Below are 25,291 nucleotides of genomic sequence, written 5' to 3'. Positions count from 1 at the left end.
CCCCCCCCCCCCCCCCGGCCCCCCCCCCGGGCCCCGGCGCCGCCCCTGCCGCCCCCGCGGCCCCCCCGTCTGCCGCTACGGCCCAGCCCGCGCCCCCGTCCGGAGCCGCGCCCGGCGCCTGGCCCACCGCGACGGCCGTGGGCAGCGGTCGGCGCCCGGGCGGCTGGCCGACCGCGACACCCGCAGGCGGGGGACAAGCCCCCGCCGCCCCCAGCGCACCCGCACCCGCTGCTGCGCCGACGACGTCCACCCCCGGCCCGGGCCCCGGCCCCGCCTCCGCGCCGGCCCCCGCCGCCGGTGGCGTCGACCCCCGCATGCTCTGGCCGAACATCCTGGAGGCCGTGAAGAACCGCCGCCGCTTCACCTGGATCCTGCTCAGCCAGAACGCGCAGGTCACCGGCTACGACGGCACGACCCTGCAGATCGGCTTCGTCAACGCGGGCGCGCGCGACAACTTCGCCAGCAGCGGCAGCGAGGAAGTCCTGAAGCAGGCGCTGGCCGAACAGTTCAATGTGCAGTGGAAGGTCGAGGCGATCGTCGACACCTCCGGTGGCTCGGCACCGCCACCGATGTCGGCCTCCGGCCCTGGTCCCGGATTCGGTGGCGGCGGCAGCAGCGGCGGTGGCGGCGGCTATGGCGGTGGTGGTGGCGGTTACGGCGGAGCTCCGGCCGGCTCGCGCCCCGCCCCCCAGCAGCCCCCGGCTCCGCGCCCCGCCGCGTCGCAGGGCCCGCCCGCGGGCCAGGCCTCGGCCGCGCCCGCCTCGACGCCCGCTCCACCACCCCCCGCCGCCTACGAGCCGCCTCCGGTGGCCCCCGAGGACGACATCCCCGAGGACGACGACCCCGACCTCGACGAGTCCGCCCTCTCGGGCCACGATCTGATCGTCCGCGAACTGGGCGCGACGGTGGTGGAGGAGTTCTCCAACGAGTGAACACGCGGGCCTCTCTCGGAGGATCGCACCAACTCTCCCCACCCCTCGCTTCGGAAGCCCCCACAAAGGCACCCGGCCCCGACGGTTAGGCTGACCCCGTGAAGGTCCTCGTCATCGGTAGCGGCGCCCGCGAACACGCCCTGTGCCGTTCCCTGTCCCTTGACCCCGACGTCACCGCCCTGCACTGCGCCCCCGGGAACGCAGGCATCGCGGAGACGGCCGAGCTGCACCCGGTCGACGCCCTCGACGGCGCCGCCGTGGCCGCGCTGGCCACGGAGCTCGGCGCCGAGCTGGTGATCGTGGGCCCGGAGGCGCCGCTCGTCGCCGGGGTCGCCGACGCCGTGCGCGCGGCGGGCATCTCCTGCTTCGGCCCCTCCGAGGAGGCCGCGCAGCTGGAGGGCTCGAAGGCCTTCGCCAAGGATGTGATGGCAGGGGCGGGCGTCCCCACGGCACGTTCGTATGTCTGCACGACGCCCGAGGAGGTCGACGAGGCGCTCGACGCCTTCGGCGCCCCGTACGTCGTGAAGGACGACGGACTCGCGGCCGGCAAGGGTGTCGTCGTGACCGACGACCTCGCGAAGGCCCGCGCGCACGCCATCGCCTGCGACCGCGTCGTCATCGAGGAGTTCCTCGACGGCCCCGAGGTCTCCCTCTTCGCGATCACCGACGGCGAGACGGTCGTCCCGCTCCAGCCCGCCCAGGACTTCAAGCGCGCGCTGGACGGCGACGAGGGCCCGAACACCGGCGGCATGGGCGCGTACTCGCCCCTCCCGTGGGCGGACCCGAAGCTGGTCGAGGAGGTCATGGAGACCGTCCTCCAGCCGACCGTCGACGAGCTGCGCCGCCGCGGCACCCCGTTCTCCGGCCTTCTCTACGCGGGTCTGGCGATCACGAGCCGCGGTGTACGGGTGATCGAGTTCAACGCCCGGTTCGGCGACCCGGAGACCCAGGTGGTCCTGGCCCGGCTGAAGACCCCGCTCGCGGGCGTCCTGCTCGCCGCCGCCGAAGGCACCCTCGCCGATCTGGCGCCGCTGCGCTGGAGCGACGACGCGGCGGTCACCGTGGTCGTGGCCTCCCACAACTACCCCGACACCCCGCGCACCGGCGACCCGATCACCGGGCTCGACGAAGTGGCGGCGCTGGACGCCCCGTACGCGTACGTCCTGCACGCCGGGACGAAGCACGACGGCGACGCGGTCGTCAGCGCGGGCGGCCGGGTCCTCTCCGTCACGGCGACCGGCAGCGACCTCACCGAGGCCCGCGCCCGCGCCTACGCGGCGGTCGCCCGCATCGGCCTCGACGGTTCGCAGCACCGTACGGACATCGCGGCGAAGGCGGCGGCGGACGCCACGACCGACGTCACGGCCGAGGCCACGACCGACGTCACGACCGAGGCGTAGAGCCCCTGACGGAGGCGTAGCCCCCACCCCCGCACGCACCACTGGGCCCCGGATTCTGTACGGAATCCGGGGCCTGATCCTTGCCCACGGTCATCCACCTTTCCCCAAAGCCATTCCATCGAGTGAGCGATGCCCCATCCGGCTGACGGGGGCCGAGGCCCCAACTAGGGTGCGGCGAAAGCGTTCCGGCACTTGGCCCACCGGCATTGCGATGTCGGTGGTGGGTGCCACAGTGGGGGAGTGAGCAACACCAGGGCATCCTTCGGCGCGGGCTGCGAGACAGCCCGGGCCGGGCCGACAGCAGGGGGTGACATCCGGTCGTGACCGGTATGGGTGTGGAGGTGGGCGCGCAGGCCGCGCGCTCCCGGGCGCTCGCCGTGCTGCGGATACGCAGCAGGGCGCTGGCCGTCGCCCTGCTGCCCGCGGCCGTCGCCGTCGTGCTGCTCGTCGGCGGCTCGACCGGGCACATCACCGGCGGGAGCTGGCCCGTCACTCGCTGGATCGTGACGGTCCTCGCCGCCCTCGTGCTGCTCGCCGCCGCGGGCATCGCGCTCGTCGTCGCCCGCGCGCGGCCCGCCGTGAGCCCCACGGTCCCGATCGCGGAGGCGTCCGCTCCCGACCTCTACCGCCTGGTCCGGGATCTGGCCGACCGCCTCGACGTCCCGCCGCCCTCGGCGATAGCGCTGACCCCGGACTGCGACAGCTGGCTGGAGGACCGCACCCACCCGGCGCACGGTCCGCCGCCGCCCGAGCACCGCGACGAAATAGCGGGCGTACGAGGGGTGGGAGGCGGAGCCGGGCGTCCCCGCCGAGCCCCCGCGGCTCCCGTCCTCGTCATCGGCTCGCCCTTCCTGTGGTGGATGCGGGTCGGGGAGCTGCGCGCGGTCCTCGCCCCGGTCGTCGCCGGTACGGGCCCTTCGGCGCACCCCGACATAGCCGCGGCCCGCCGTTTCGTACGGGGTCTGGACGCGGCCGTGGCCGTGACCTCCGAGCCCGCCCGCGGCCCCCTGGCCCGCACGGTCCTCGCCGGTGTCGGCTGGGTGACCCGCCTGTTGCTGCGCAGCTGCCGGGGCCATGCGGCCGAGATGGAACGGGGAGTGGCGGCTGCCGCGGCCGAGCGTGCACAGGCTGTGGACTACGGTCTGCGGATCGTCGCTCAGGAACAGGTCGGCCTGGCGTACGCGGGCTGGGACCGGCTGCTGACCCGGGTCGCGCTGCCCGCCTGGCGGATGGGCCGCTGGCCGGCCCGGCTGGACGCGGGTGTCGTCGCGGCCCTCACCGAGCTGTCGCGCCGTGACCGGCTGGCCGAGGGCTTCGCGTCCCGCCTCGGCGAGCGTCCCGCCTGTGACCTGCTCGAAGAGCCCGGTTCGGTGGACGAGGCGGCCTCGCTGCTCGCCGCGCGCCTCTTCCACGGCGGGCCCGCGGAGCCCGGGCCCGACTGGGCGCCGGTGGACTGGCAGGAGTATCCGGACGAGGTCGTCGACCGCACCTGGCGCACCGAAGCGGCCCGGCTGCACCGGGTGCTGGACGCGCTGGGCGTCCGCCACCCCACGGATCCGACCCAGCCCGACCAGGGTGGTCCGACGCTGGCTCGCGTGCTCGACCATCTGACCGCGCCTGCCACGCCGGCCACGGACGACGACGGCCTCTCCGTCGATCGGCGCGAGGCGTACGGGGAGAGGGGCACGGGCGTGAGCCTTGACGAGACAGAGACAGAGACAGAGACAGGGACAGAGACAGAGGCTGAGGGCCAGGCCGAGGAGGAGGTCGGGGAGGACGGCGAGCCCGTGCTCGGGAGTGAGCGGACGGCGGCACTCGCGGCCGGGCTCAGCGCGGAGCTGGCCCGTGAGGAGGCGGCGGCGCCGGCCGTCGCGTCCGGGCCGGGCGGGGGTGCGGAGCAGCCGGGCCCCGACTGGTCGTTCTGGGACGACGGGATGCTGCCGCTCTTTCCGCTCCAGCCGCCGCGCAGTGGCCGTGAGCTGTTGGCCGACCATGTCACCGCGATGGTCTGTTGTGCGGCGATGGACACCGCCGGGGCGGCGCCGGGGCTCGACTGGCTCGATGGCCCCGCCCTTCTCGTCGACGGGGTGCGGGCCGCCGATCTGGGGCCGCGGGTCCTGACCCTCGTGGAGGACGGTGACCCGGAACCTCTCCGGGACTGGCTCCGTCACCTGGGCGTCCGCCCCGAGAAACCGGTCCGCCTGGTCTGACGCCACCACCACCGTCCTTACTCCCAGCCGCCCATATCCGCCTCTTCGACCGGAGGACCGCGTTCCGTTCACGTCAATTCGCGACGAACGGTGACGGAGTGCGTGCGTAATGTGATGTGCTGGGACCGATCGCGTGCAGGGCAGAGGCTTACAGAACCGACGGGGGCATGAGGGAGGGGAGCAGGCATGGGGTCGGAGCAGATCCGCCGCTGGGAGTCGGGCGCACTCGCGCACGCCGTGACGGACCCCTTCGGCCAGGGCCCCGTTCCCTGGCTCAGGGGCGACGAGCAGTACTTCGACGACACGGGCCATGTCGTCCCGTGGTACATCGATCACATTGATCACGTCGATCAGGCAGGTCGGGCTGGTCAGCCCGGTCAGGCCGGGGGTCCCGGTGGCTCCGCCACCCTCCAGGGCTCCCGCAAGCCCCCCATCCCCCGCCCCCGCGCCGGCGGCCCCCGCTCGGCCGACGACGTGCACCGCCAGATCAAGGGCTTCGCCTCCAACGGCGCGGCCGCGCCGGGCGAGGCCATCGACTTCCACGTCACCGTCGACCCGCCCCAGGAATTCAGCGTCGACATCTACCGCATCGGGCACTACGGAGGCGACGGGGCCAGCAAGATCACCACCAGCCCCCGCCTGTCGGGCATCGTCCAGCCGCCGCCCCTCACCGCCGACAGAACCGTTTCCTGTCATCACTGGTGGCTCTCCTGGCGCCTGCAGATCCCGAGCTTCTGGAACATCGGCGCGTACGTGGCCGTACTCACCACCGCCGACGGCTACCGCTCCCACGTCCCCTTCACCGTCCGCGACAACCACCCCGCGGACCTCCTCCTCCTGCTCCCGGACGTCACCTGGCAGGCGTACAACCTCTACCCGGAGGACGGGCACACCGGCGCGAGCCTCTACCACGCCTGGGACGAGAACGGCCGTCTGCTCGGCGAGTCCGAGGCCGCGACGACGGTCTCCTTCGACCGCCCGTACGCCGGCGCGGGCCTTCCCCTCCACGTCGGCCACGCCTACGACTTCATCCGCTGGGCCGAGCGCTACGGCTACGACATCGCCTACGCCGACGCCCGCGACCTGCACGCCGGCCGTGTCGATCCCACCCGCTACCGCGGCCTGGTCTTCCCGGGGCACGACGAGTACTGGTCGTTGGCCATGCGCCGCACCGTGGAACTCGCCCGCGAAAGCGGCACCTCCCTGGTCTTCCTCTCCGCCAACACCATGTACTGGCAGGTGGAGTTGGCCCCGTCCCCGTCCGGCGTCGCCGACCGCCTGCTGACCTGCCGCAAACGCAGAGGCCCGGGAAGGCCGGCGCTGTGGCGCGAAATCGACCGTCCTGAGCAGCAGCTCATCGGCATCCAGTACGCGGGCAGGGTCCCGGAACCCCACCCCCTGGTCGTGCGCAACGCCGACCACTGGCTGTGGGAGGCGACCGGCGTACACGAGGGCGACGAACTCGACGGCATGGTCGCGGGCGAGGCCGACCGTTACTTCCCGCGTACCCCGCTGCCCGAGCACCAGGGCCGCATCCTGCTCGCCCACTCCCCTTACCAGGACAGCGAGGGCGCCACCCGCCACCAGGAGACCTCCCTCTACCGGGCTCCCTCCGGCGCCCTGGTCTTCGCGGCCGGGACGTTCGCGTGGTCCCCGGCCCTGGACCGCCCCGGCCACGTCGACGCCCGTGTCCAGCGAGCCACCGCGAACCTCCTCGACCGCATCTGCAAACGCGACTGACGAACCCCCTGGCCGAAGCCGCTCTCCGGATACGGGAGAATCGAGCCACTTGGACAGAACCACGGGGAGGAACCGTGTCCGGATTCGTCGAAAAGCCCGAGCCCCTCCAGGTCCCGGGTCTGGTACATCTGCACACCGGCAAGGTGCGCGACCTGTACCAGAACGAGGCGGGCGACCTCGTGATGATCGCCAGTGACCGCATGTCCGCCTACGACTGGGTGCTGCCCACCGAGATCCCCGACAAGGGCCGGGTCCTCACCCAGCTCTCGCTGTGGTGGTTCGACAAGCTCGCCGACCTGGTCCCCCACCATGTGCTGAGCACCGAGCTCCCGCCGGGCGCCCCCGCCGACTGGGAGGGCCGCACCCTCATCTGCAAGTCCCTGCGGATGACGCCGGTCGAGTGCGTCGCGCGCGGCTATCTCACCGGCTCGGGCCTCGTCGAGTACGACGAGTCCCGCACGGTCTGCGGCCTCGCCCTCCCCGAGGGCCTCGTCGACGGCTCGGAACTCCCCGCGCCGATCTTCACCCCCGCCACCAAGGCCGCGGTCGGCGAGCACGACGAGAACGTGTCGTACGAGGAGGTCGCCCGCCAGGTCGGCGCCGAGACGGCGGCCCAGCTGCGCCAGACGACCCTCGCCGTCTACGGCCGCGCCCGTGACATCGCGCGCGAGCGCGGCATCATCCTCGCGGACACCAAGTTCGAGTTCGGCTACGAGGGCGAGACGCTCGTCCTCGCCGACGAGGTGCTGACCCCGGACTCCTCCCGCTTCTGGCCCGCCGACGTGTGGGAGCCGGGCCATGCCCAGCCGTCCTTCGACAAGCAGTTCGTCCGCGACTGGCTGACGTCTCCCGAGTCGGGCTGGGACCGCAGGAGCGAGCAGCCCCCGCCGCCGCTGCCGCAGCACATCGTGGACGCGACCAGCGCCAAGTACATCGAGGCGTACGAGCGCCTGACCGGCATCAGCTGGAGCTGAGGACGCGAAGGAGCACACGAAGAAGCCCCCGACCCTGAAGGGTCGGGGGCTTCTTTCTCTGAGCGGACGACCAGGTTCGAACTGGCGACCTCAACCTTGGCAAGGTTGCGCTCTACCAACTGAGCTACGTCCGCATGCGCTGTGGTGCGAGAACAACTATACCCAACCTCGCTCCCGTGCGAGACGCACCGCCGCGTGACGGTTCTCCGCCCCGAGCTTCGAGACGGCCGACGAAAGATAGTTGCGTACCGTCCCCTGGGACAGTGCCGCCCGCTCCGCGATCTCCGCGACGGGCGCCCCGTCGGCGGCGAACTCGAGTACCTCGGCCTCGCGCGCGGTCAGCGGCGAGTCCCCGGCGGAGATCGCGTCCGCGGCCAATTCCGGGTCCACATAACGGTTTCCCGCGTGCACGGTACGAATGATCTCCGCGAGCCGCTGTGCGCTCACCGTCTTCGGGACGAACCCGCGCACACCTGCCGCGAGCGCTCGCTTCAGATGCCCCGGCCGCCCGTGACTCGTCACGATCAGCACCTGACAGCCGGGCAGTTCGGCCCGTAGCGATGTGGCCACCCTCACACCGTCCGCCCCCGGCATCTGCAGATCCAGAACGGCGACATCGGGCTCGTGCGCCAGCGCCATCGCCAGCGCCTCGGGCCCGGTCGCGGCCTCGGCGACCACCACGAGGTCGTCCTCCAGTCCCAGCAGCGCGGCGAGCGCACCCCTGATCAGGTGCTCGTCGTCGGCGAGCAACAGCCGCACGGGCGGTGCGGATGGGGCGGGTGGGACGGGTGAGGTGGGTGGGGTGGACGTCATGAGGTGACCTCGCGCACAGGGTGGGGGACGGGTCGGGGCGACCCACCCGGTTCCGGGGCCGGAGCCTGTTCCGGGACCGAGTCGGGGGGCAGCGGCACCTCGGCGGTCAGGCGGAACAGGTCACTCCCGGCGGGCCCGGCCCGCAGCACCCCGTCCACCTCCCTGAGCCGCTCCCGCAGCCCGGCGAGCCCGGATCCCCTTCCCGGTTCGGCGGTATCGGTGTCGGTACTGGAACCGGTACCGACACCGGGCGCCCCGTCGTTCTCGACGGTGAGGGTCACCCGGCCCTCCGCCACCCGCAGGGACACCGCACACCGTCCGGCGTCCCCGTGCCGCAGCACGTTCGTCGTCGCCTCCCGTACGACCCAGCCGAGCGCGGACTGGATCTCCGCGGGCAGTCCGGTCACCGGGCCGCTGACCTCGCAGTCGATGCCGGCGGCCGTCAACACGCCCTGCGCTCCCGCGAGTTCGGTCCGGAGATCGGCCTCGCGGTAGCCGCGTACGACCTCGCGGACCTCCCGTTGTGTCTCCCGCGCTATCCGCTGGACCTCGATCATCTGCTCCACGGCCTCCGGCCGTCCGCGCCGGGCCAGTTGCACGGCGAGCTCGCTCTTCAGCGCGACGACCGCAAGGTTGCGGCCCATCACGTCGTGCAGATCGCGCCCGAAGCGCAGCCGTTCCTCGGCGACGGCGAGCCGGGCCCGGGTCTCGCGGGCCTCGTCGAGTTCGTAGACGGCGTTCAGCAGCCAGACGGAGAAGGCGGAGGTGAAGGTGAAGAAGCCGGCGGCGAGGACGACCGCGCCGGCGGCGACGGCGGCACCGGGCGCCGGGACACCCGCCGGGACGGCCACGGCGCCGGCACCCACGGCGGCGCCGAGCACGCCGTACACCATGCGTCGTGTCTCGCGCACCGCGAGCGCCAGAGTGCCGATCCCGAACGACAGGACGCCGACGAACACCGTGCCCGCCGCCGCCCCGTTGTCCGCGCCGCGCGGGCCGTGCAGCGCGACCACCAGGCTCACGACGGCGATCACCACGGTGGCGGTGCCCAGCGCCCAGAGCAGCCGTACCGGCAGCGGGCGGCGGCCGCGAGTCCAGTCCAGGGTCAGCGAGGCGGTCACCGCGGCGAGCGCGGCGTGCACGCTCACCAGCAGGAACAGGATCCAGTTCACCGGGGCGGGCACGTATCCGAAGGCCGGCAGCGCGAAGGTGGCGACCTCGACGAACGGGAAGGTGTGGAACGACCACCGTGTGTACGTCTCGACCTTCGCCGGCGTGCTCTTGCCGCGCCACCAGCCACCGCGCCCGCCCATGCCCACCACCGAGTCCCTGGTCAACGCCGCGGCTCCCAGCGGAACCACCGCCGTACAGCAAACACCGCGAACACGATCCAGGCCACCGCCGTCCCGAGCGCGCCCAGGGTGTCGTGCGCGGAGAGGCCGCCGGTCCAGCCGCCGCGTATCAGCGTGATCACCGGGGTCAGGGGCAGCAGTTCGCAGGCCGAGGCCAGCTGGTCCGGCATGACCTGGAGGGGGAAGAAGGTGCCGGAACCGAACAGCGACACCAGCATCAAGGGCATGGTGGCGACCTGGGCGCCCTCCACGCTTTTGCTGAAGTTCGCCGTGATCGCCGCGAGCGGCGGCCACATGGCCAGGCCCAGGAGCAGCCCCAGGACGGCGAGATGGGGTGCCCGGGGCGCGCCGACGTCCAGCAGCGCGGCGCACGCGACCGTCAGGACCAGGCACTGCACCAGGCCGATCGCGACCGAGGGCAGGGCCGCACCCGCGAGGATCTCCGCGTCCCGCGGCTCCCCGGTGCGCAGCCGTTTGAGGACGAGCTCCTCGCGGCGGGCCGCGTACACGCTCACCAGCGGGCTGTAGACCGCGAAGAGGAGTGAGAAGCCGACGGAGGACGGCACGATGACCGAGCCGACCGAGAGCCCGGTGCCCTTCAGGTCCATCTGGTCGACCGTCGAGCGGAGGCTGAACGGCAAGAGCAGCGGCATGAACACGGCGGCGGCGAGGGTCGCTTTCGAGCGGCCCAGCAGGGTCAGTTCGGCGCGCGCCAGGGCGGCCATCCGCCCCGCGGCCGTCGTCGTACCCATACCCGCACCCGCACCGGTTTGCTCGGTCGCCGGGACTGTCGCGCTCATGCCACCGTCCCCCTTTCCTGCTCCCGCGCATCCGCACCCGGCGCATCCGCACCCCGGACATCCGCACCCCGTACATCCGCGTCCCGCGCACCCGCATCCCGGCCCGCGGCGTCCCGTGCTATCCGTAGGAACGCCTCCTCCAGTGAGGCCGACCGCACATCGAGCCCCCGCAGCTCGACCTGCTTCTGGTGGGCCCACACCAGCAGCGCGGTGGCGGTGCGCTGGAGTTCGTCGGTGCGCAGCCTGACGGCACGGCCCGCCGTCTCGTGATCGGTCACGCCGAGTCCGGCGAGCGGGGGCAGATCTCCGAGGAAGTAGCCGTCGGGCAGTTCGAAGGAGATCCGGGACGGTGAGGACGCGGTCACCTCGGCAGGGGTGCCGGAGGCCGCGATGTGCCCCTCGTGGAGGATCGCGAGCCGGTCGGCCAGCTCCTCCGCCTCCTGCAGGTAGTGCGTGGTCAGCACCACGGTCGTACCGCCGTCGCGCAGCTCGCGCACCAACTCCCAGGTGTCCCGGCGTCCTTCGGCGTCCAGGCCGGTCGTCGGCTCGTCGAGGAAGAGGACCTCGGGGCGGCCGAGGAGCGCGAGGGCCAGGTCCAGGCGCCGTTTCTCGCCCCCGGACAGCTGCTTCACCCGTACCCCGGACCGCCGGGTGAGCCCGACCATCCCCAGGGCCTGAGCGGTCGGCCGGGCTCCGCTCGTGCAGCCCGCCCACATCCGTACGGTCTCCGCGACCGTCAGTTCGGAGGGGAAGCCGCCCTCCTGCAGCATCACGCCGATCCGGGGCCGGACGGCCGCGCGCTCCTCGTACGGATCGTGTCCGAGGACCCGCACCCGGCCGCCCGCTGGAGGGGCGAGGCCCTCCAGCAGCTCGACGGTGGAGGTCTTGCCGGCGCCGTTGGTCCCCAGCAGCGCGAAGAGCTCACCGCGGCCCACGGAGAAGGTGATTCCGCGCACGGCCTCGAAATCTCCGCCGGCTCCCCGTTCTCCCCCGTACACGCGCCGCAGATCAGTGACCTCGATCACGTCATCCTGCTCGTTCGTGTTCATGGAATCAGCGTCCCCGCGGACGGGACCCGACAGCAGTGCGCGGTGTCATCACTCCGCATGACAAATGTCAGGGGACGCTCGTACGCGCACACGAGAAAGACCCCGGTCGATGACCGGGGTCTTTGCTTCCTGGAGCGGACGACGAGGCTCGAACTCGCGACCTCAACCTTGGCAAGGTTGCGCTCTACCAACTGAGCTACGTCCGCATTGCCTCCGACCAGCTTTCACCGGTCGGTGCGAGCACCACCTTACCTGATCCACAACAGTGATCGGTAAGGGCTGCAGAGCGGGTGACAGGAATTGCACACTGCGCCTTCCCCCTGGAAGGGGGATGTTCTGCTACTGAACTACACCCGCGTGACTCCTCGGGGTCCGGCTTTTCGGCCTTGCCCCTCGGCGTGCTCCAGACTCTAGCTGATCAGCAGGGGGTCAGCGCAAGTCGGTTGCGCGCGGGGGCGGATGGCCGGCCGGAGCGGGACCCCGGCGAGCCATCCGGCGGACCCTCGGACTCAGTGCGCCTCGGCGAACGCCTCGTAGACCTTCTTGGGGATGCGGCCGCGCGGGGGGACGTCCAGCTTGTTGGAGCGGGCCCAGGCACGGACGGCGGCCGGGTCGGGGGTCAACGCGGTGTGCGTGTACGCCTTCCCGGACTTCGACTGCTTGCGGCCGGCCTCGACGTAGGGCGCGAGCACCTTACGCAGTTTCTTGGCATTGGCTGGATTGAGGTCGATCTCGTACGACTTGCCGTCGAGTCCGAAGGCGATCGTCTCCGCCGCTTCCGAGCCGTCGATGTCGTCAAAGAGAGTGACCACGACACGCTGCGCCACGAATATCGGTCCCTTCGTGCGGCACCTCTGCGATCGCCCCCCATGACGTGCGTGGACGTCACGGAGTTGTCGGGGAGATGTCGACTGTCCGGCTGTTATTGGGCAAAGTATCGGCTATTGCCAATTCCTTTGTACAGTGCCGGGCATTGCATTGTGAAGCCCGACTAAAACCTTCCGCGTGTCCGAAGGTAATGGGGCCCAGCCGCTCTTCTGCGATTTTTCCCAGGATTTTCCGTACAGGTCCCCGCGTCGATGCGGGATCGTGATCGGGCTCACGTAGGATTCTACGAATCTACGCGAGTAGAAATTTTGTGCGGGTAGTCTGAAGCGACCTGCTCAGCACCACACACCGGGAGTGCCAGTGGCACGCGTCGTAGTCGACGTCATGCTCAAGCCGGAGATCCTCGACCCCCAGGGCCAGGCGGTGCAGCGTGCACTGCCGCGCCTCGGTTTCGAAGGTGTCTCCGACGTACGTCAGGGAAAGCGATTCGAACTGGAAGTGGACGGACCGGTGGACGACGCCGCGCTCGCCCGCATCCATGAACTGGCGGAATCCTTCCTCGCCAACACCGTGATCGAGGACTTCACCGTCAAGGTCGAGGAAGTCGCGGAGGCAGGAAAGTGACCGCTCGTATTGGAGTCGTCACCTTTCCGGGCAGCCTCGACGACCGGGACACGCAGCGTGCGATCAAGCTCGCCGGTGCCGAACCCGTCGCCCTCTGGCACAAGGACAAGGACCTCAAGCAGGTCGACGCCGTGGTGCTGCCCGGCGGTTTCTCGTACGGCGACTATCTCCGGGCCGGTGCCATCTCGCGCTTCTCGCCCGTGATGGAGACCGTGATCGAGCAGGCGAAGTCCGGAATGCCCGTCCTCGGCATCTGCAACGGCTTCCAGGTCCTCACCGAGGCGCACCTCCTCCCCGGCGCGATGCTCGGCAACAACCACCTCCACTTCATCTGCCGCGACCAGAAGCTGCGGGTGGAGAACGCGGAGACGTCCTGGACGGCCGACTACGAGTCCGGCCAGGAGATCCACATCCCGCTGAAGAACATGGACGGGCGGTACGTCGCCGACGAGCACACGCTCGACATGCTGGAGGCGGAGGGCCGGGTCGCGTTCCGTTATGTGGACGTCAACCCGAACGGCTCGCTGCGCGACATCGCCGGCATCACGAACGAGGCGGGCAACGTCGTCGGTCTGATGCCGCACCCGGAGCACGCCGTCGAGCCCCTCGTCGGCTCCGGCCGCACCGACGGCCTCCCCTTCTTCACCTCGATCCTCAAGAAGCTGGTCACCGCATGAGCCGCACGCCTCTGGACACGGTCGAGAACGCGGCCGCGACCCCCGACGTCGAGCTGCCCTGGGCCGAACTGGGCCTGAAGAAGGACGAGTACGAGCGGGTCGTCGAGATCCTCGGCCGCCGCCCGACCGGCGCCGAACTCGCCATGTACTCCGTCATGTGGTCCGAGCACTGCTCGTACAAGTCCTCGAAGGTCCACCTGCGCCAGTTCGGCGAGAAGGCCCCGCAGTCCGACGCCCTCCTCGTCGGCATCGGCGAGAACGCCGGTGTCGTCGACGTCGGCCAGGGCTACGCCGTCACCTTCAAGGTCGAGTCGCACAACCACCCGTCGTACGTCGAGCCCTACCAGGGCGCGGCCACCGGCGTCGGCGGCATCGTGCGCGACATCATCGCGATGGGTGCCCGCCCGGTCGCCGTCGTCGACCCGCTGCGCTTCGGCGCCGCGGACCACCCCGACACCAAGCGCGTCCTGCCGGGCGTCGTCGCGGGCATCGGCGGCTACGGCAACTGCCTGGGCCTGCCCAACATCGGCGGCGAGGTCGTCTTCGACGCCTGCTACCAGGGCAACCCCCTCGTCAACGCCGGAGCCATCGGCGTCATGAAGCACGAGGACATCCACCTCGCCAAGGCGTCCGGAGCCGGCAACAAGGTCATCCTCTACGGGGCCCGCACCGGCGGCGACGGCATCGGCGGCGCCTCCATCCTGGCGAGCGAGACCTTCGACGACGCCAAGCCGTCGAAGCGCCCCGCCGTCCAGGTCGGCGACCCCTTCCAGGAGAAGCTGCTCATCGAGTGCACGCTCGAGGCCTTCGCCGAGAAGCTGGTCGTCGGCATCCAGGACCTCGGCGCGGCCGGTCTGTCCTGCGCCACCTCCGAGCTGGCCTCCAACGGCTCCGGCGGCATGCGCGTCACCCTGGACGACGTACCCCTGCGGGACTCGACTCTCTCTCCCGAGGAAATCCTCATGAGCGAGTCGCAGGAACGCATGTGCGCGGTCGTCGAGCCGGCGAAGGTCGACCGGTTCCTGGAGATCTGCGACAAGTGGGACGTCATCGCCACGGTGATCGGTGAGGTGACGGACGGCGATCGCCTCGAGATCTTCTGGCACGGCGGCAAGATCGTCGACGTCGACCCGCGCACGGTCGCGCACGACGGCCCGGTCTACGAGCGCCCCTACGCCCGCCCCGAGTGGCAGGACGCCCTCCAGGCCGACGACGCGAACAAGCTGCCGCGCCCGGCGACGAGCGAGGAGCTCAAGGACCAGGTCCTCAAGCTCGTGAGCTCGCCGAACCAGGCCTCCAAGTCCTGGATCACCTCCCAGTACGACCACTTCGTGCAGGGCAACACGGTGCTGGCGCAGCCCGAGGACTCGGGCATGATCCGCATCGACGAGGAGACCGGACTCGGCGTCGCCATCGCCACGGACGGCAACGGCCGGTACGCGAAGCTCGACCCGTACACGGGTGCGCAGCTCGCGCTCGCCGAGGCCTACCGCAACGTAGCGACGACCGGCGCCAAGCCGCTCGCCGTCTCCGACTGCCTGAACTTCGGCTCGCCCGAGGACCCGGCCGTCATGTGGCAGTTCGCCGAGGCCGTCCGCGGTCTCGCCGACGCCTGCCTGCAGCTGGGCACCCCGGTGACCGGCGGCAACGTCTCGCTCTACAACCAGACGGGCGAGGCCGCCATCCACCCGACTCCGGTCGTGGCCGTGCTGGGCGTCATCGACGACGTCGCCCGCCGCACGCCGGTCGCCTTCCAGGAAGAGGGCCAGCTCCTCTACCTGCTCGGTGACACCCGCGAGGAGTTCGGCGGTTCGGCCTGGTCCCAGGTCGTCCACGACCACCTCGGGGGCCTGCCCCCGAAGGTCGACCTGGAGCGCGAACGCCTCCTCGGCGAGATCCTCATCTCCGCCTCCCGCGACGGCATGATCGACTCGGCGCACGACCTGTCCGACGGCGGTCTGATCCAGGCCGTGGTCGAGTCGGCGCTGCTCGGCGGCAAGGGCGCCCGGCTGGTCGTCCCCGACGGTCTCGACGCCTTCACCTTCCTCTTCTCGGAGTCGGCGGGCCGCGCGGTCGTCGCCGTCCCGCGCTCGGAGGAGCTCCGCTTCAACGACATGTGCGGTGCGCGGGGTCTGCCCGTCACCCGGATCGGTGTCGTGGACGGAGACGCGGTCGAGGTCCAGGGCGAGTTCGCACTCCCGCTGGACGAGCTCCGCACGGCCCACGAGGGCACGATCCCGGCGCTGCTCGCGTAAGCGGTCGTACGGCGCCGACGGCCCCGACCGTTTCGACGGTCGGGGCCGTTGCCATGCCGGAACGGGCTCGGTCGCCAGGGGCGGGGTCGCGGCGCCCTTCTGTCACCGGCCTCCCAAGAGCCGGCCGAACCCGGCGCCGGCCGGCAGGAGCGCGCCAGCGTGACGTTTCTGTACGGACATCGACTTCTTCACGTCCTCCGCCGGACAGGCCCTAGGCTCGCCCTATGCCGCCGGCCAGGAAACGCACCCGTACCTATGACCCCGCCAAGATCCGCGTGGCCGTGCTCGCGCAGTTCGGGAACGTGCGCCAGGGCGTCCACACCCTGACCGAGGAGCAGCTGGCGCGGCCCGCGCGGCTCGGGGACTGGAGCGTGCGGGAGCTGGCCGCGCACCTCACGATGGCGGTGGAGACCGTGAGCCGCAACCTCGACCGGCCCGAGCCCGGTGCGAAGGAACTCGCGCTGCTGGACTGGCCGTTCGCGACGGCGGCTCGCGCCGGGGACATCGCCGAGGGCACCCGCGAACTCGCCCGCGACAACCCCGACCTCGACGCGCTCTACGCCCGCGTCGAACAGCGGATCACCGAGCGCCTGGCCACGGCCCCCGACGACCGGCTGCTCGCCGCGCTCCCCCAAGCTCTCGGCTCCGCTCGAGCAGGGGGGACCCCCATCGGAGCCATGACCCTCGCCGACTACCTCGTCACCCGCACCGTCGAACTCGTCGTGCACACCGACGACCTGAACCGCGCCGCCGGCACCGACATCCCCCTCGACCGCCAGGCCCTCGCCGCCTGCACCCGGCTGCTCGCCGACGCGCTCGCCGTGAAGGCACCCGGCGCGTCGACGGAGGTGCGGATCCCGCCGTACGCCGTCGTGCAGTGCGTGGAGGGCCCCCGGCACACCCGGGGCACACCGCCGAACGTCGTGGAGACCGACCCGCTGACCTGGATCCGGCTGGCGACGGGACGTACGGACTGGAAGACCGCGCTGGACGACGCGAAGGTCAGCGCCAGCGGTGAGCGGGCCGACCTCGGCGGACTGCTGCCCCTGATGGGCTGACTCCACCCGGCGGCTCACCCTGCTGACCTCACCCGCTGACTCCACCCGGCGGCTGAACCCGCCGACTCCACTTGCGGACCCCACCCGCCGACTCCACCTGCGGAGCCCCCGCACCGCCCCGGAGGGGAACCGGCCACCCCACCCCTCCCGTCACACCGTCATGGACAAGCAGCGACTGACCCTCAGCGTCCTGACCCTGCTTCCGCTCGCCGTGGCCTGCGGCACCGAGACGGCGGGTGGTGGTTCCGTGGGGACCGGATCGTCCCCGGTCACCGGCGTTCACTGGAGTGTCGACACCCTCACCACGCATGGCCGGACCCGGCAGGCGCCGGACAGCGCGTATCTGCGGATCGGCGAAGACGGTCGCGTCAGCGGCAACCTCGGCTGCAACACTTTCGGCTCCACCGTCACCCTCAAGGGTGACCGTGTCGACTTCGGGGAGATCGAGGCGACCGACATGGGCTGCCAGAAGGACCCCATGAGCTTCGAGCAGAGCCTCAGCCGTGCCTACGTCGACAACACGTTCACCAGCGAGGTCAAGGGCGACAAGCTGACGCTCACCACCGACGGCGGCGACCGCGTCGATCTCACCAAGGAGCCGGACGCACCCCTGTACGGCACGAAGTGGACGGTCACCTCCCTCGGGGACGGTGACGTGGCCCAGTCCCTTCCCGAAGGGGCCGACGCCCACTTCACCCTCGACAAGGCGAACGGCACCCTTTCCGGTCGCCTCGGCTGCAACCACGTCACCGCCAAGGCCACCGTCCGCGACGGACATATCACCCTCGGCGCCGCCAAGACCACCCGGATGATGTGCGACGGCTCACTCATGGACACCGAGAGGACCTTGCTGGGCCTCTTCGACAGCACGGTCGTATACGAGTTGAACCACCGATCCATCGCGCTGACCAGCCCAAACGGAAAAACCGTCCAAGCCGTCGCCGACGAGTGATCCGTCAAAGATCCGTATCCCCAATTCGGACCAGTGGTCGATCTCGCCTACACTCGGTGGCGTGCCACGTGGTGACGGTCGACTCAATCATGATCTGCTCCCCGGCGAGAAAGGCCCCCAGGACGCTTGCGGCGTCTTCGGAGTCTGGGCCCCCGGTGAAGAGGTCGCCAAGCTCACTTACTTCGGGCTCTACGCCCTCCAGCATCGGGGCCAGGAATCCGCGGGTATCGCGGTAAGCAACGGCTCCCAGATCCTCGTCTTCAAGGACATGGGCCTCGTGTCCCAGGTCTTCGACGAGACCTCGCTCGGTTCGCTCCAGGGTCATATCGCGGTCGGTCACGCCCGCTACTCGACCACGGGCGCCTCCGTGTGGGAGAACGCCCAGCCGACGTTCCGTGCCACCGCGCACGGCTCCATCGCGCTCGGCCACAACGGCAACCTGGTCAACACGGTGCAGCTCGCCGAGATGGTCGCCGACCTCCCCAAGCAGGACGGCCGCACCACGCGCGTGGCGGCCACCAACGACACCGACCTTCTCACCGCGCTCCTCGCGGCCCAGGTCGACGACGACGGTAAGCCGCTGACCATCGAAGAGGCCTCCGCCAGGATCCTCCCGCAGGTCAAGGGCGCCTTCTCCCTCGTCTTCATGGACGAGCACACCCTGTACGCGGCCCGCGACCCGCAGGGCATCCGCCCGCTGGTCCTCGGCCGGCTGGAGCGCGGCTGGGTCGTCGCCTCCGAGTCCGCCGCCCTCGACATCTGTGGCGCGGCCTACGTCCGCGAGATCGAGCCGGGCGAGTTCATCGCCATCGACGAGAACGGCCTCCGTACCTCGCGATTCGCGGAAGCGAAGCCCAAGGGCTGCATCTTCGAGTACGTGTACCTGGCCCGCCCGGACACGGACATCGCCGGCCGGAACGTGTACCTCTCGCGCGTCGAGATGGGCCGCAAACTCGCCAAGGAAGCCCCTGTAGAGGCCGATCTGGTGATAGCGACCCCGGAGTCCGGGACGCCCGCCGCGATCGGTTACGCGGAAGCCAGCGGGATCCCCTTCGGCGCGGGTCTGGTCAAGAACGCGTACGTCGGCCGGACCTTCATCCAGCCCTCGCAGACCATCCGCCAGCTGGGCATCCGTCTGAAGCTGAACCCCTTGAAGGAAGTCATCAAGGGCAAGCGCCTGGTCGTCGTCGACGACTCGATCGTGCGCGGCAACACCCAGCGCGCCCTGGTGCGCATGCTCCGCGAGGCGGGCGCCGCCGAGGTCCACATCCGGATCTCCTCGCCCCCCGTGAAGTGGCCCTGCTTCTTCGGCATCGACTTCGCGACCCGCGCCGAGCTGATCGCCAACGGCATGACCATCGAGGAGATCGGCACCTCGCTCGGCGCCGACTCCCTCTCGTACATCTCCATCGACGGCATGATCGAGGCGACCACCATCGCCAAGCCGAACCTGTGCCGCGCCTGCTTCGACGGCGAGTACCCGATGGAGCTTCCCGACCCCGAGCTGCTCGGCAAGCAGCTTCTGGAGACCGAGCTGGCCGCGGGTCCCGCAGCCACGGCAGCGGCTGACGCCATCCGTCGCCCGTAAGCGCCGCAGAGCCCCGTATCACCAACCCGAAAGATCCCAGGCAATGTCTTCTGTGTCTGATCAGTCACCTCCGGCGACGGGCACTGCTTCCGGTGCTTCCTACGCGGCTGCCGGCGTCGACATCGAAGCGGGCGACCGCGCGGTAGAGCTGATGAAGGAGTGGGTGAAGAAGACGCAGCGCCCCGAGGTCCTCGGCGGCCTCGGCGGCTTCGCCGGCCTCTTCGACGCCTCCGCCCTCAAGCGCTACGAGCGCCCGCTGCTCGCCTCCGCCACGGACGGCGTGGGCACCAAGGTCGACCTCGCCCGCCGGCTCGGCGTGTACGACACCATCGGCCACGACCTGGTCGCGATGGTCATGGACGACATCGTGGTGTGCGGCGCCGAGCCGCTCTTCATGACCGACTACATCTGCGTCGGCAAGGTCCACCCGGAGCGCGTGGCGGCCATCGTGAAGGGCATCGCCGAGGGCTGTGTGCTCGCGGGCTGCGCCCTGGTGGGCGGCGAGACGGCCGAACACCCGGGCCTGCTCGGTCCGGACGACTTCGACGTCGCGGGCGCCGGTACGGGCGTGGTGGAGGCCGACCGGCTGCTCGGCCCGGATCGTATCCGTACGGGTGACGCGGTGATCGCCATGGCGGCCTCCGGTCTTCACTCGAACGGGTACTCCCTCGTCCGGCACGTCCTCTTCGACCGGGCGAACCTCAGCCTGGACCAGCACGTCGAGGAGTTCGGCCGCTCGCTCGGCGAGGAGCTCCTGGAGCCCACCAAGATCTACTCGCTGGACTGCCTGGCGCTGACGAGGACCACCGACGTGCACGCCTTCAGCCACATCACCGGCGGCGGGCTCGCGGCCAACCTGGCCCGGGTGATCCCGGACGGGCTGCACGCGATCGTGGACCGTGAGACCTGGACGCCGGCCCCGGTCTTCGACCTCGTCGGCAGGACAGGCGAGGTCGAGCGTCTGGAGCTGGAGAAGACGCTGAACATGGGCGTGGGCATGATCGCGATCGTCCCCGAGGAATCGGCGGACGCGGCGGTGACCACCCTCGCGGACCGCGGCGTGGACGCCTGGATCGCCGGTGAGATCACCGAGCGCGGCGAGCACGCGACGGGCGCGGCCCTGATCGGCGACTACGCGAGCTGAGGCCCCAGGGGCAGCACAAAACCCGGTCCGGCGTTGAGGCCCCGGACCGGGTGAAGTGCGGTTACTACGAGAAATCCGCCAACAGAGATCTGCTCACCGCTACAGCTACGAGAGATCGCGGAAACCGCGAGGGACGCTGGTGCGTCAAGCGCCGCGACGTTGAGACTGTGGACCGGACTGGTCGTCCTCATCCTCATCGTCGTCGTTGTAGAGATCCGCGTACTGGGCGTACGGGTCGTCTTCCTCGTCGTCGTCCTCGAACGGCTCGCCATTCGGCGGCTGGCTCGAAGTCGAAGCGCCCAGCTCATTGGCCAGACGCGAGAGGTCAGTCCCGCCGCTGCTGTACTTCAGCTGGCGGGCGACCTTCGTCTGCTTGGCCTTTGCCCGGCCGCGCCCCATGGCTCGACCCCCTCGGATACGGGGCTCGGTGGCCCCAGAGTCTTGACACGCGTTCATGATCTGGAACGGGCTCTCCATGGAGAGACCGGTCCGTAGGGCTTCCACGGTACCTGAGCCCGCGCCCATACGGTACGTCGCCCGCAGGACGCGCCTTGGCCCAGAACCTGCGAGGTGCCCTGTCCCCGCTGGTCAACCGCGATTTTAACCTCTTCTTGGCGTACGACCCGCCGACGGGAGTGAGAGTTCTCTCGAAGTGTCCCCTCGGCGGGTCCCTGACAAGCGTCGAGACACGCGCGGAATGCGACGGAACAGAGGGTTCCGTTATCCGCGGCGGCGCGCCTCCGCCATCCGCTGCTCGGCGATCCGGTCGGCCGCGGCGGCCGGCGGAATCCCGTCCTCCTTCGCACGTGCGAAGATGTCCAGCGTGGTGTCGAAGATCTTCGTGGCCTTCGCCCTGCACCGGTCGAAGTCGAAGCCGTGCAGCTCGTCGGCGACCTGGATGACACCGCCCGCGTTCACCACGTAGTCGGGCGCGTAGAGGATCCCGCGGTCCGCGAGGTCCTTCTCGACGCCCGGGTGCGCGAGCTGGTTGTTGGCGGCGCCGCACACGATCCGCGCGGTGAGCACCGGCACGGACGTGTCGTTCAGCGCCCCGCCCAGCGCGCAGGGGGCGTAGATGTCCAGGCCCTCGGTCCGGATCAGCGCCTCGGTGTCCGTGGCGGCCGTGACGCCCGTCGGGTGCTTGTCCAGGATCCGCTGTACGGACTCGTCGCGTACATCCGTGATCACGACCTCGGCGCCGTCCTCGCGCAGATGGTCCACCAGGTGGTGGCCCACCTTGCCGACGCCCGCGATGCCGACCTTGCGGCCGCGCAGCGTCGGGTCGCCCCACAGGTGCTGGGCACTGGCCCGCATGCCCTGGAAGACCCCGTAGGCGGTCAGGACCGAGGAGTCGCCGGCGCCGCCGTTCTCGGGCGAGCGGCCCGTCGTCCAGCGGCACTCGCGCGCCACGACGTCCATGTCGGAGACGTACGTACCGACGTCGCACGCGGTGACGTAGCGCCCGCCGAGCGAGGCCACGAACCGGCCGTAGGCGAGGAGCAGGGCCTCGCTCTTGATCTGCTCGGGGTCCCCGATGATCACGGCCTTGCCGCCGCCGTGGTCGAGACCGGCCATGGCGTTCTTGTACGACATCCCGCGCGAGAGGTTCAGCGCGTCGGCGACGGCCTCCTCCTCGCTCGCGTACGGGTAGAAACGCGTCCCGCCCAGGGCGGGGCCCAGAGCGGTGGAGTGGATGGCGATGACGGCCTTGAGGCCGCTGGCCCGGTCCTGACAGAGCACGACTTGCTCATGACCCCCCTGGTCCGAATGGAACAGGGTGTGCAGGACGCCGTCGGTTAGGTCGGTCACGGTGGTGACTCCCAGGTAAGTAGCGGCGGTTGTGGACGGTGCCCGTGCGGATGGCGGGCTTCCGTGGGCATGAGATTAGAGCCTGTGCCCGGTCGCCATCCGCGCAGTGTTCAGGATCACCTCCTCCCGGAGTACGTTTCCGCACGGTCGTGGGACGATTTGCAGTGATTTCCCGGTCGCCCGCGTGCCACTCGCCCGGGATCCCGCCCGGGTTTCGTGTCCGGTCCTTTGGGGAGGGAGCAGGGGTGCCCAAGGTGTCCTCGGTGATCGTCCCGTACGCGTCCTATCTGCGCGTGTACGAACCGCTGGCCGCCTTCCCGGAGCCTGAGCGAACCCACTGGGCGCGTTACGCACGACGCGCCGAGCGCCCGTCGTACCAGGACGAGTTGCGCCGCTCCCTGGCCGACCTGCTGCCCACCCCGCCGATCCCCGTGCCGGTGCACGAGAGCGCGGACGCGTTCGTGCTGAGCGTCGACGGAGTGCTCTGCGTCTGTCCCTGGCGCACCCGGCTGCGCGGCTGGCAGGCGCTGGAGGAGCTGGCCGACGAACTGCCCGTGTCCGTCCTGGACGCGGTCCTGCCGCCGCTCGTACGCCGCCAGGCGGCCCTCGACTACGAGCGCTGGCTGGCCCGCAACCCCGACGCCCGCCCGTGGATCCGCACCTCGACCTGGCAGGTGCCGTTGAACTGGTTCGTGCTCGTCACCGACGAGGAGCGGCGGTACGACAAGGGGGCGGGCGGCGACGGAGCGCCGCCGATGCTGCGCTACCGGACGCCGATGGTGCAGGCGCGGCGGCGGACGGCGCGCGCCCTGAAGACCCTGCGGGACACCCTGGACGAGGGACCCCTCATCGACGGCCTGGTGGACGTGGGGCGCTGGCTGGAGGAGTTCCATCCGCGCTCGCTGGTCGAGCTGGACTACGGCGGGCTCGTGCACGCCCTGCCGGCCGGGCACCTCGAGGACGACCACTCGGCGGCCGACGTCGCCGAGGGCATCGAGGCGCTGCGTCATGGGGACGGGGCGGCGGCGGGCGAGGCGTACGGGCGGCTCGTGGAGCGCTGGCGCTCGGTCCGGGACCTGCGTTCGTCGAACTGAGGGACGTCCAGGGTCTTTGGGCCCGCGGGGCGCGTGGGTCCTGTGTGTCGCGTGGGTTCCGTGTGCCCTGTGGGACCTGTGCGTCCTGTGGGGTGTCTGAGTACCTCGGGACCGGCTAAGTGCCTCGGGACGGCTGGGGCGGGGTTTGCCGCACGAGAAGTGTGATGTGCTTCTCACTGGTGTTCGCCCGAACTGACGTATGGTCCTCGCACGCTGAAGAACCCTCACTGCGGGAGAAGACCACGCAGGGCGGGACCTAGGTCCCGATCCGGTCTTTTGTGTCAACGAGTGTCAAGCGTGACGGACGGCACTTACCTGGCTCTTGCATCGCTTGCCCCTCCTCGTGCCAAAATAGGACAAGGAGCCCGGGGGAGGGCTCCATCCGTCCATGTCTGGGCGGGAATCTCGGTATTGCGCGCTATGGGGGGTCTGATGACTCCTGATCGTCCTGTGACTGATCGTCACAGTGGCGTGACTGTCCGCTATGGCATGGTCCATCGGCTTCCGTCGCTGATGAACACCTGGGAGGGCAATTCCATCGGTTTGGCCGACGCGGCTGGACGGATGGTGTAGTTGTAGTGCCGAGGACAAGCCGTTCGTCCTATAACCGACTCGACTCGCGTCCGCCATTTCGGGCAACGCGGGTCAAGGTGCAGAATTTAGAGGAAAGAACCGAGAAGGTTCGGTTCTCCCGAGGAGGCCGCTCATGACCGCTCGCACCCCTGATGCCGAGCCGCTGCTGACCCCGGCTGAGGTCGCCACGATGTTCCGCGTCGACCCCAAGACGGTCACGCGGTGGGCGAAGGCCGGCAAGCTGACATCCATCCGCACGCTCGGCGGGCACCGCCGCTACCGCGAGGCTGAGGTCCGCGCGCTACTCGCGGGTATCCCGCAGCAGCGCAGCGAGGCCTGAACAATCGCATAACCGGGCAATTCGGCAGGTCCCCCCACCTGTGCAAGACGCCCGAACCACAGCTCCAAGCGACGCGGGTCCTGCCCCAACAGGGCTCACGCCCGACCCAGTTACACATGCGACAAGGGTGCGTCGTCGATCGCGCTGGACTCCGCCGGGTCCAGCGCGATTTTTTTTGTGCCCTGCTCAGGCGCCGAAGGGGCGTTGGTGTGGACTGTGCGGTGGGCCTGTGAGCGGCCTTGTCGGAGTCTGGGGCGGGCTGTCGGATCTCCTGTGGGAGCTCTCGGAGAGTGGTGCAATTGCACATATTAAATTGACCAGTTGTAGGTGGGGTGTAAGTTCCGCCCTTCTGAAAACTTATGCGGTGACACCCGTCACATGCCAGAGTCCTTGTTGCCTGTGACGCGTCTGCGCTAAAGGAGTTGGGCGGATGTGCCCTCCCGCGCGAGGTCACGCATGGGAGGGTGTTTCGTCCTCGGTCGCCGTCTCGTCCTCCTCGCCGTGCGCGGAGGGCTCCATGGCCAGTCTCAGGAGCTGATGGCAGATCGGGCAGTGCCGCGTCAGATGGCGATACCCGGAGGCGGCCGACAGATGGGCGCGGAGCAGAGCGCGCGTCTCGTGCCGAGCGGACGCCGCCATGAACCACCTCCAGGAGGTCGAGGGCCCTGGATTCCGGGGTACCCGCCGAATGTGACGGCGTCAAGGTGCGGGGGGCTCCGCCGGTCGGGCGGGGCTGCGTCCTGCGTGCGGTGGGAGGGCCTGGGAAGCGGCCGTGTGGGGGTGGGGGCGCGCGAGGCGCGTGAAGGGGCGTACGGCGCCCGGAGTCTGTGGATACGCGCCCAGGGGCTTGAACGTGCGCTGCGGGGGGTTCGGTCCGCGCGGGGCGGTCCGCGCGCGGGTGGTCCGTGAGCGAGTGGTCCGTGAGTTCGTGCGGCTGCGCGGAGTGCGTACGCACGAGAGCCCGGGTCCGAAGACCCGGGCTCTCGTATCTCTTGCGGTCCTGACGGGATTTGAACCCGCGGCCTCCACCTTGACAGGGTGGCGAGCACTCCAAACTGCTCCACAGGACCAGGTTTCGC

The 25,291-nt window shown here is 70.5% G+C and carries 21 protein-coding genes, 4 tRNA genes and 1 pseudogene; 14 read left to right on the top strand and 12 right to left on the bottom strand.

Going from position 1 to position 25,291, the window contains the following annotated elements; genetic code table 11:
- The 5 genes and pseudogenes from KVT44_RS49360 to KVT44_RS49340 form a co-directional block, all read left to right on the top strand.
- A pseudogene (locus KVT44_RS49360) lies at positions 1 to 932 on the top strand (DNA polymerase III subunit gamma and tau); the annotation flags it as partial.
- 98 nt (positions 933 to 1,030) lie between these two features.
- Entirely contained in the window at positions 1,031 to 2,332 is a 1,302-nt protein-coding gene (gene purD, locus KVT44_RS49355; protein WP_217574988.1) for a phosphoribosylamine--glycine ligase, read from the top strand.
- A gap of 329 nt (positions 2,333 to 2,661) precedes the next feature.
- Positions 2,662 to 4,542: a hypothetical protein gene (locus KVT44_RS49350; RefSeq protein WP_217574996.1), complete on the top strand. Its 1,881-nt coding sequence runs from the start codon at positions 2,662 to 2,664 to the stop codon at positions 4,540 to 4,542.
- A gap of 186 nt (positions 4,543 to 4,728) precedes the next feature.
- Entirely contained in the window at positions 4,729 to 6,282 is a 1,554-nt protein-coding gene (locus tag KVT44_RS49345; RefSeq protein ID WP_217574986.1) for a N,N-dimethylformamidase beta subunit family domain-containing protein, read from the top strand.
- A gap of 74 nt (positions 6,283 to 6,356) precedes the next feature.
- On the top strand, positions 6,357 to 7,256 hold the full coding sequence (locus tag KVT44_RS49340; protein ID WP_217574984.1) for a phosphoribosylaminoimidazolesuccinocarboxamide synthase: 900 nt from the start codon (positions 6,357 to 6,359) through the stop codon (positions 7,254 to 7,256).
- Between the two features lie 61 nt (positions 7,257 to 7,317).
- Here the strand turns inward: KVT44_RS49340 and KVT44_RS49335 are convergent.
- From KVT44_RS49335 to KVT44_RS49300, 8 genes are all read right to left on the bottom strand, one after another.
- Positions 7,318 to 7,390, bottom strand: a tRNA-Gly gene (locus tag KVT44_RS49335).
- A 22-nt stretch (positions 7,391 to 7,412) separates the two neighbouring features.
- Entirely contained in the window at positions 7,413 to 8,069 is a 657-nt protein-coding gene (locus KVT44_RS49330; RefSeq protein WP_190173682.1) for a response regulator transcription factor, read from the bottom strand.
- Positions 8,066 to 9,382 carry a sensor histidine kinase gene (locus KVT44_RS49325; protein WP_217574994.1) on the bottom strand — a complete coding sequence of 439 codons (1,317 nt, stop codon included), beginning with the start codon at positions 9,380 to 9,382 and terminating at the stop codon, positions 8,066 to 8,068. The genes KVT44_RS49330 and KVT44_RS49325 overlap by 4 nt, the downstream gene beginning before the upstream one ends.
- Before the next feature lie 20 nt (positions 9,383 to 9,402).
- Entirely contained in the window at positions 9,403 to 10,221 is an 819-nt protein-coding gene (locus tag KVT44_RS49320; RefSeq protein ID WP_217574982.1) for an ABC transporter permease, read from the bottom strand.
- Positions 10,218 to 11,270 carry an ABC transporter ATP-binding protein gene (locus KVT44_RS49315; protein WP_217574980.1) on the bottom strand — a complete coding sequence of 351 codons (1,053 nt, stop codon included), beginning with the start codon at positions 11,268 to 11,270 and terminating at the stop codon, positions 10,218 to 10,220. Before KVT44_RS49315 ends, KVT44_RS49320 begins: the two co-directional genes overlap by 4 nt.
- A 130-nt stretch (positions 11,271 to 11,400) precedes the next feature.
- A tRNA-Gly gene (locus KVT44_RS49310) sits at positions 11,401 to 11,476 on the bottom strand.
- A 79-nt stretch (positions 11,477 to 11,555) separates the two neighbouring features.
- Positions 11,556 to 11,627 (bottom strand) — tRNA-Gly (locus KVT44_RS49305).
- Positions 11,628 to 11,779: 152 nt separating this feature from the next.
- A complete protein-coding gene (locus tag KVT44_RS49300) occupies positions 11,780 to 12,097 on the bottom strand; it encodes an Lsr2 family protein (RefSeq protein WP_075031378.1) in 318 nt (105 codons plus the stop codon).
- Between the two features lie 361 nt (positions 12,098 to 12,458).
- Between KVT44_RS49300 and purS the strand changes: the two genes are divergently transcribed.
- From purS to purM, 7 genes are all read left to right on the top strand, one after another.
- Positions 12,459 to 12,722, top strand: coding sequence for a phosphoribosylformylglycinamidine synthase subunit PurS (gene purS / locus KVT44_RS49295; RefSeq protein WP_005482678.1), 264 nt, complete (start codon positions 12,459 to 12,461; stop codon positions 12,720 to 12,722).
- Entirely contained in the window at positions 12,719 to 13,399 is a 681-nt protein-coding gene (gene purQ / locus KVT44_RS49290; RefSeq protein ID WP_054235044.1) for a phosphoribosylformylglycinamidine synthase subunit PurQ, read from the top strand. The genes purS and purQ overlap by 4 nt, the downstream gene beginning before the upstream one ends.
- Complete coding sequence (gene purL, locus KVT44_RS49285) at positions 13,396 to 15,654, top strand: phosphoribosylformylglycinamidine synthase subunit PurL (RefSeq protein WP_054235043.1); 2,259 nt, start codon at positions 13,396 to 13,398, stop codon at positions 15,652 to 15,654. The genes purQ and purL overlap by 4 nt, the downstream gene beginning before the upstream one ends.
- Before the next feature lie 224 nt (positions 15,655 to 15,878).
- Positions 15,879 to 16,712 (top strand): maleylpyruvate isomerase family mycothiol-dependent enzyme, encoded by an 834-nt coding sequence (locus KVT44_RS49280; RefSeq protein WP_217574978.1) that lies wholly within the window; start codon positions 15,879 to 15,881, stop codon positions 16,710 to 16,712.
- A 160-nt stretch (positions 16,713 to 16,872) separates the two neighbouring features.
- Positions 16,873 to 17,664 (top strand): META domain-containing protein, encoded by a 792-nt coding sequence (locus tag KVT44_RS49275; protein ID WP_217574976.1) that lies wholly within the window; start codon positions 16,873 to 16,875, stop codon positions 17,662 to 17,664.
- 61 nt (positions 17,665 to 17,725) lie between these two features.
- Complete coding sequence (gene purF, locus KVT44_RS49270) at positions 17,726 to 19,252, top strand: amidophosphoribosyltransferase (RefSeq protein WP_099921838.1); 1,527 nt, start codon at positions 17,726 to 17,728, stop codon at positions 19,250 to 19,252.
- Positions 19,253 to 19,295: 43 nt separating this feature from the next.
- The gene (purM, locus tag KVT44_RS49265; protein WP_180292937.1) at positions 19,296 to 20,396 is read left to right on the top strand and encodes a phosphoribosylformylglycinamidine cyclo-ligase; all 1,101 of its coding nucleotides are present in this window, start codon (positions 19,296 to 19,298) and stop codon (positions 20,394 to 20,396) included.
- A gap of 144 nt (positions 20,397 to 20,540) precedes the next feature.
- On the opposite strand, the gene KVT44_RS49260 is transcribed toward purM, so the two are convergent.
- Both KVT44_RS49260 and KVT44_RS49255 read right to left on the bottom strand, forming a co-directional pair.
- A complete protein-coding gene (locus KVT44_RS49260; protein WP_037615441.1) occupies positions 20,541 to 20,795 on the bottom strand; it encodes a DUF3073 domain-containing protein in 255 nt (84 codons plus the stop codon).
- A gap of 321 nt (positions 20,796 to 21,116) precedes the next feature.
- The gene (locus tag KVT44_RS49255) at positions 21,117 to 22,205 is read right to left on the bottom strand and encodes a Glu/Leu/Phe/Val dehydrogenase dimerization domain-containing protein (protein WP_217574974.1); all 1,089 of its coding nucleotides are present in this window, start codon (positions 22,203 to 22,205) and stop codon (positions 21,117 to 21,119) included.
- 245 nt (positions 22,206 to 22,450) lie between these two features.
- Between KVT44_RS49255 and KVT44_RS49250 the strand changes: the two genes are divergently transcribed.
- Positions 22,451 to 23,299 (top strand): hypothetical protein, encoded by an 849-nt coding sequence (locus tag KVT44_RS49250; protein ID WP_099921841.1) that lies wholly within the window; start codon positions 22,451 to 22,453, stop codon positions 23,297 to 23,299.
- A gap of 706 nt (positions 23,300 to 24,005) precedes the next feature.
- Positions 24,006 to 24,212, top strand: coding sequence for a developmental transcriptional regulator BldC (bldC, locus tag KVT44_RS49245; protein ID WP_003949541.1), 207 nt, complete (start codon positions 24,006 to 24,008; stop codon positions 24,210 to 24,212).
- Positions 24,213 to 24,662: 450 nt separating this feature from the next.
- On the opposite strand, the gene KVT44_RS49240 is transcribed toward bldC, so the two are convergent.
- The gene (locus KVT44_RS49240) at positions 24,663 to 24,851 is read right to left on the bottom strand and encodes a DUF6274 family protein (protein WP_190173688.1); all 189 of its coding nucleotides are present in this window, start codon (positions 24,849 to 24,851) and stop codon (positions 24,663 to 24,665) included.
- A 356-nt stretch (positions 24,852 to 25,207) separates the two neighbouring features.
- Positions 25,208 to 25,282: transfer RNA gene (locus KVT44_RS49235), tRNA-Asp, on the bottom strand.
- Positions 25,283 to 25,291: the final 9 nt, after the last annotated feature.

Source organism: Streptomyces sp. GbtcB7, from assembly GCF_019091445.1.
Classification (GTDB): Bacteria; Actinomycetota; Actinomycetes; order Streptomycetales; family Streptomycetaceae; genus Streptomyces; species Streptomyces mirabilis.
This window is presented reverse-complemented; position numbering and strand designations above follow the sequence as displayed.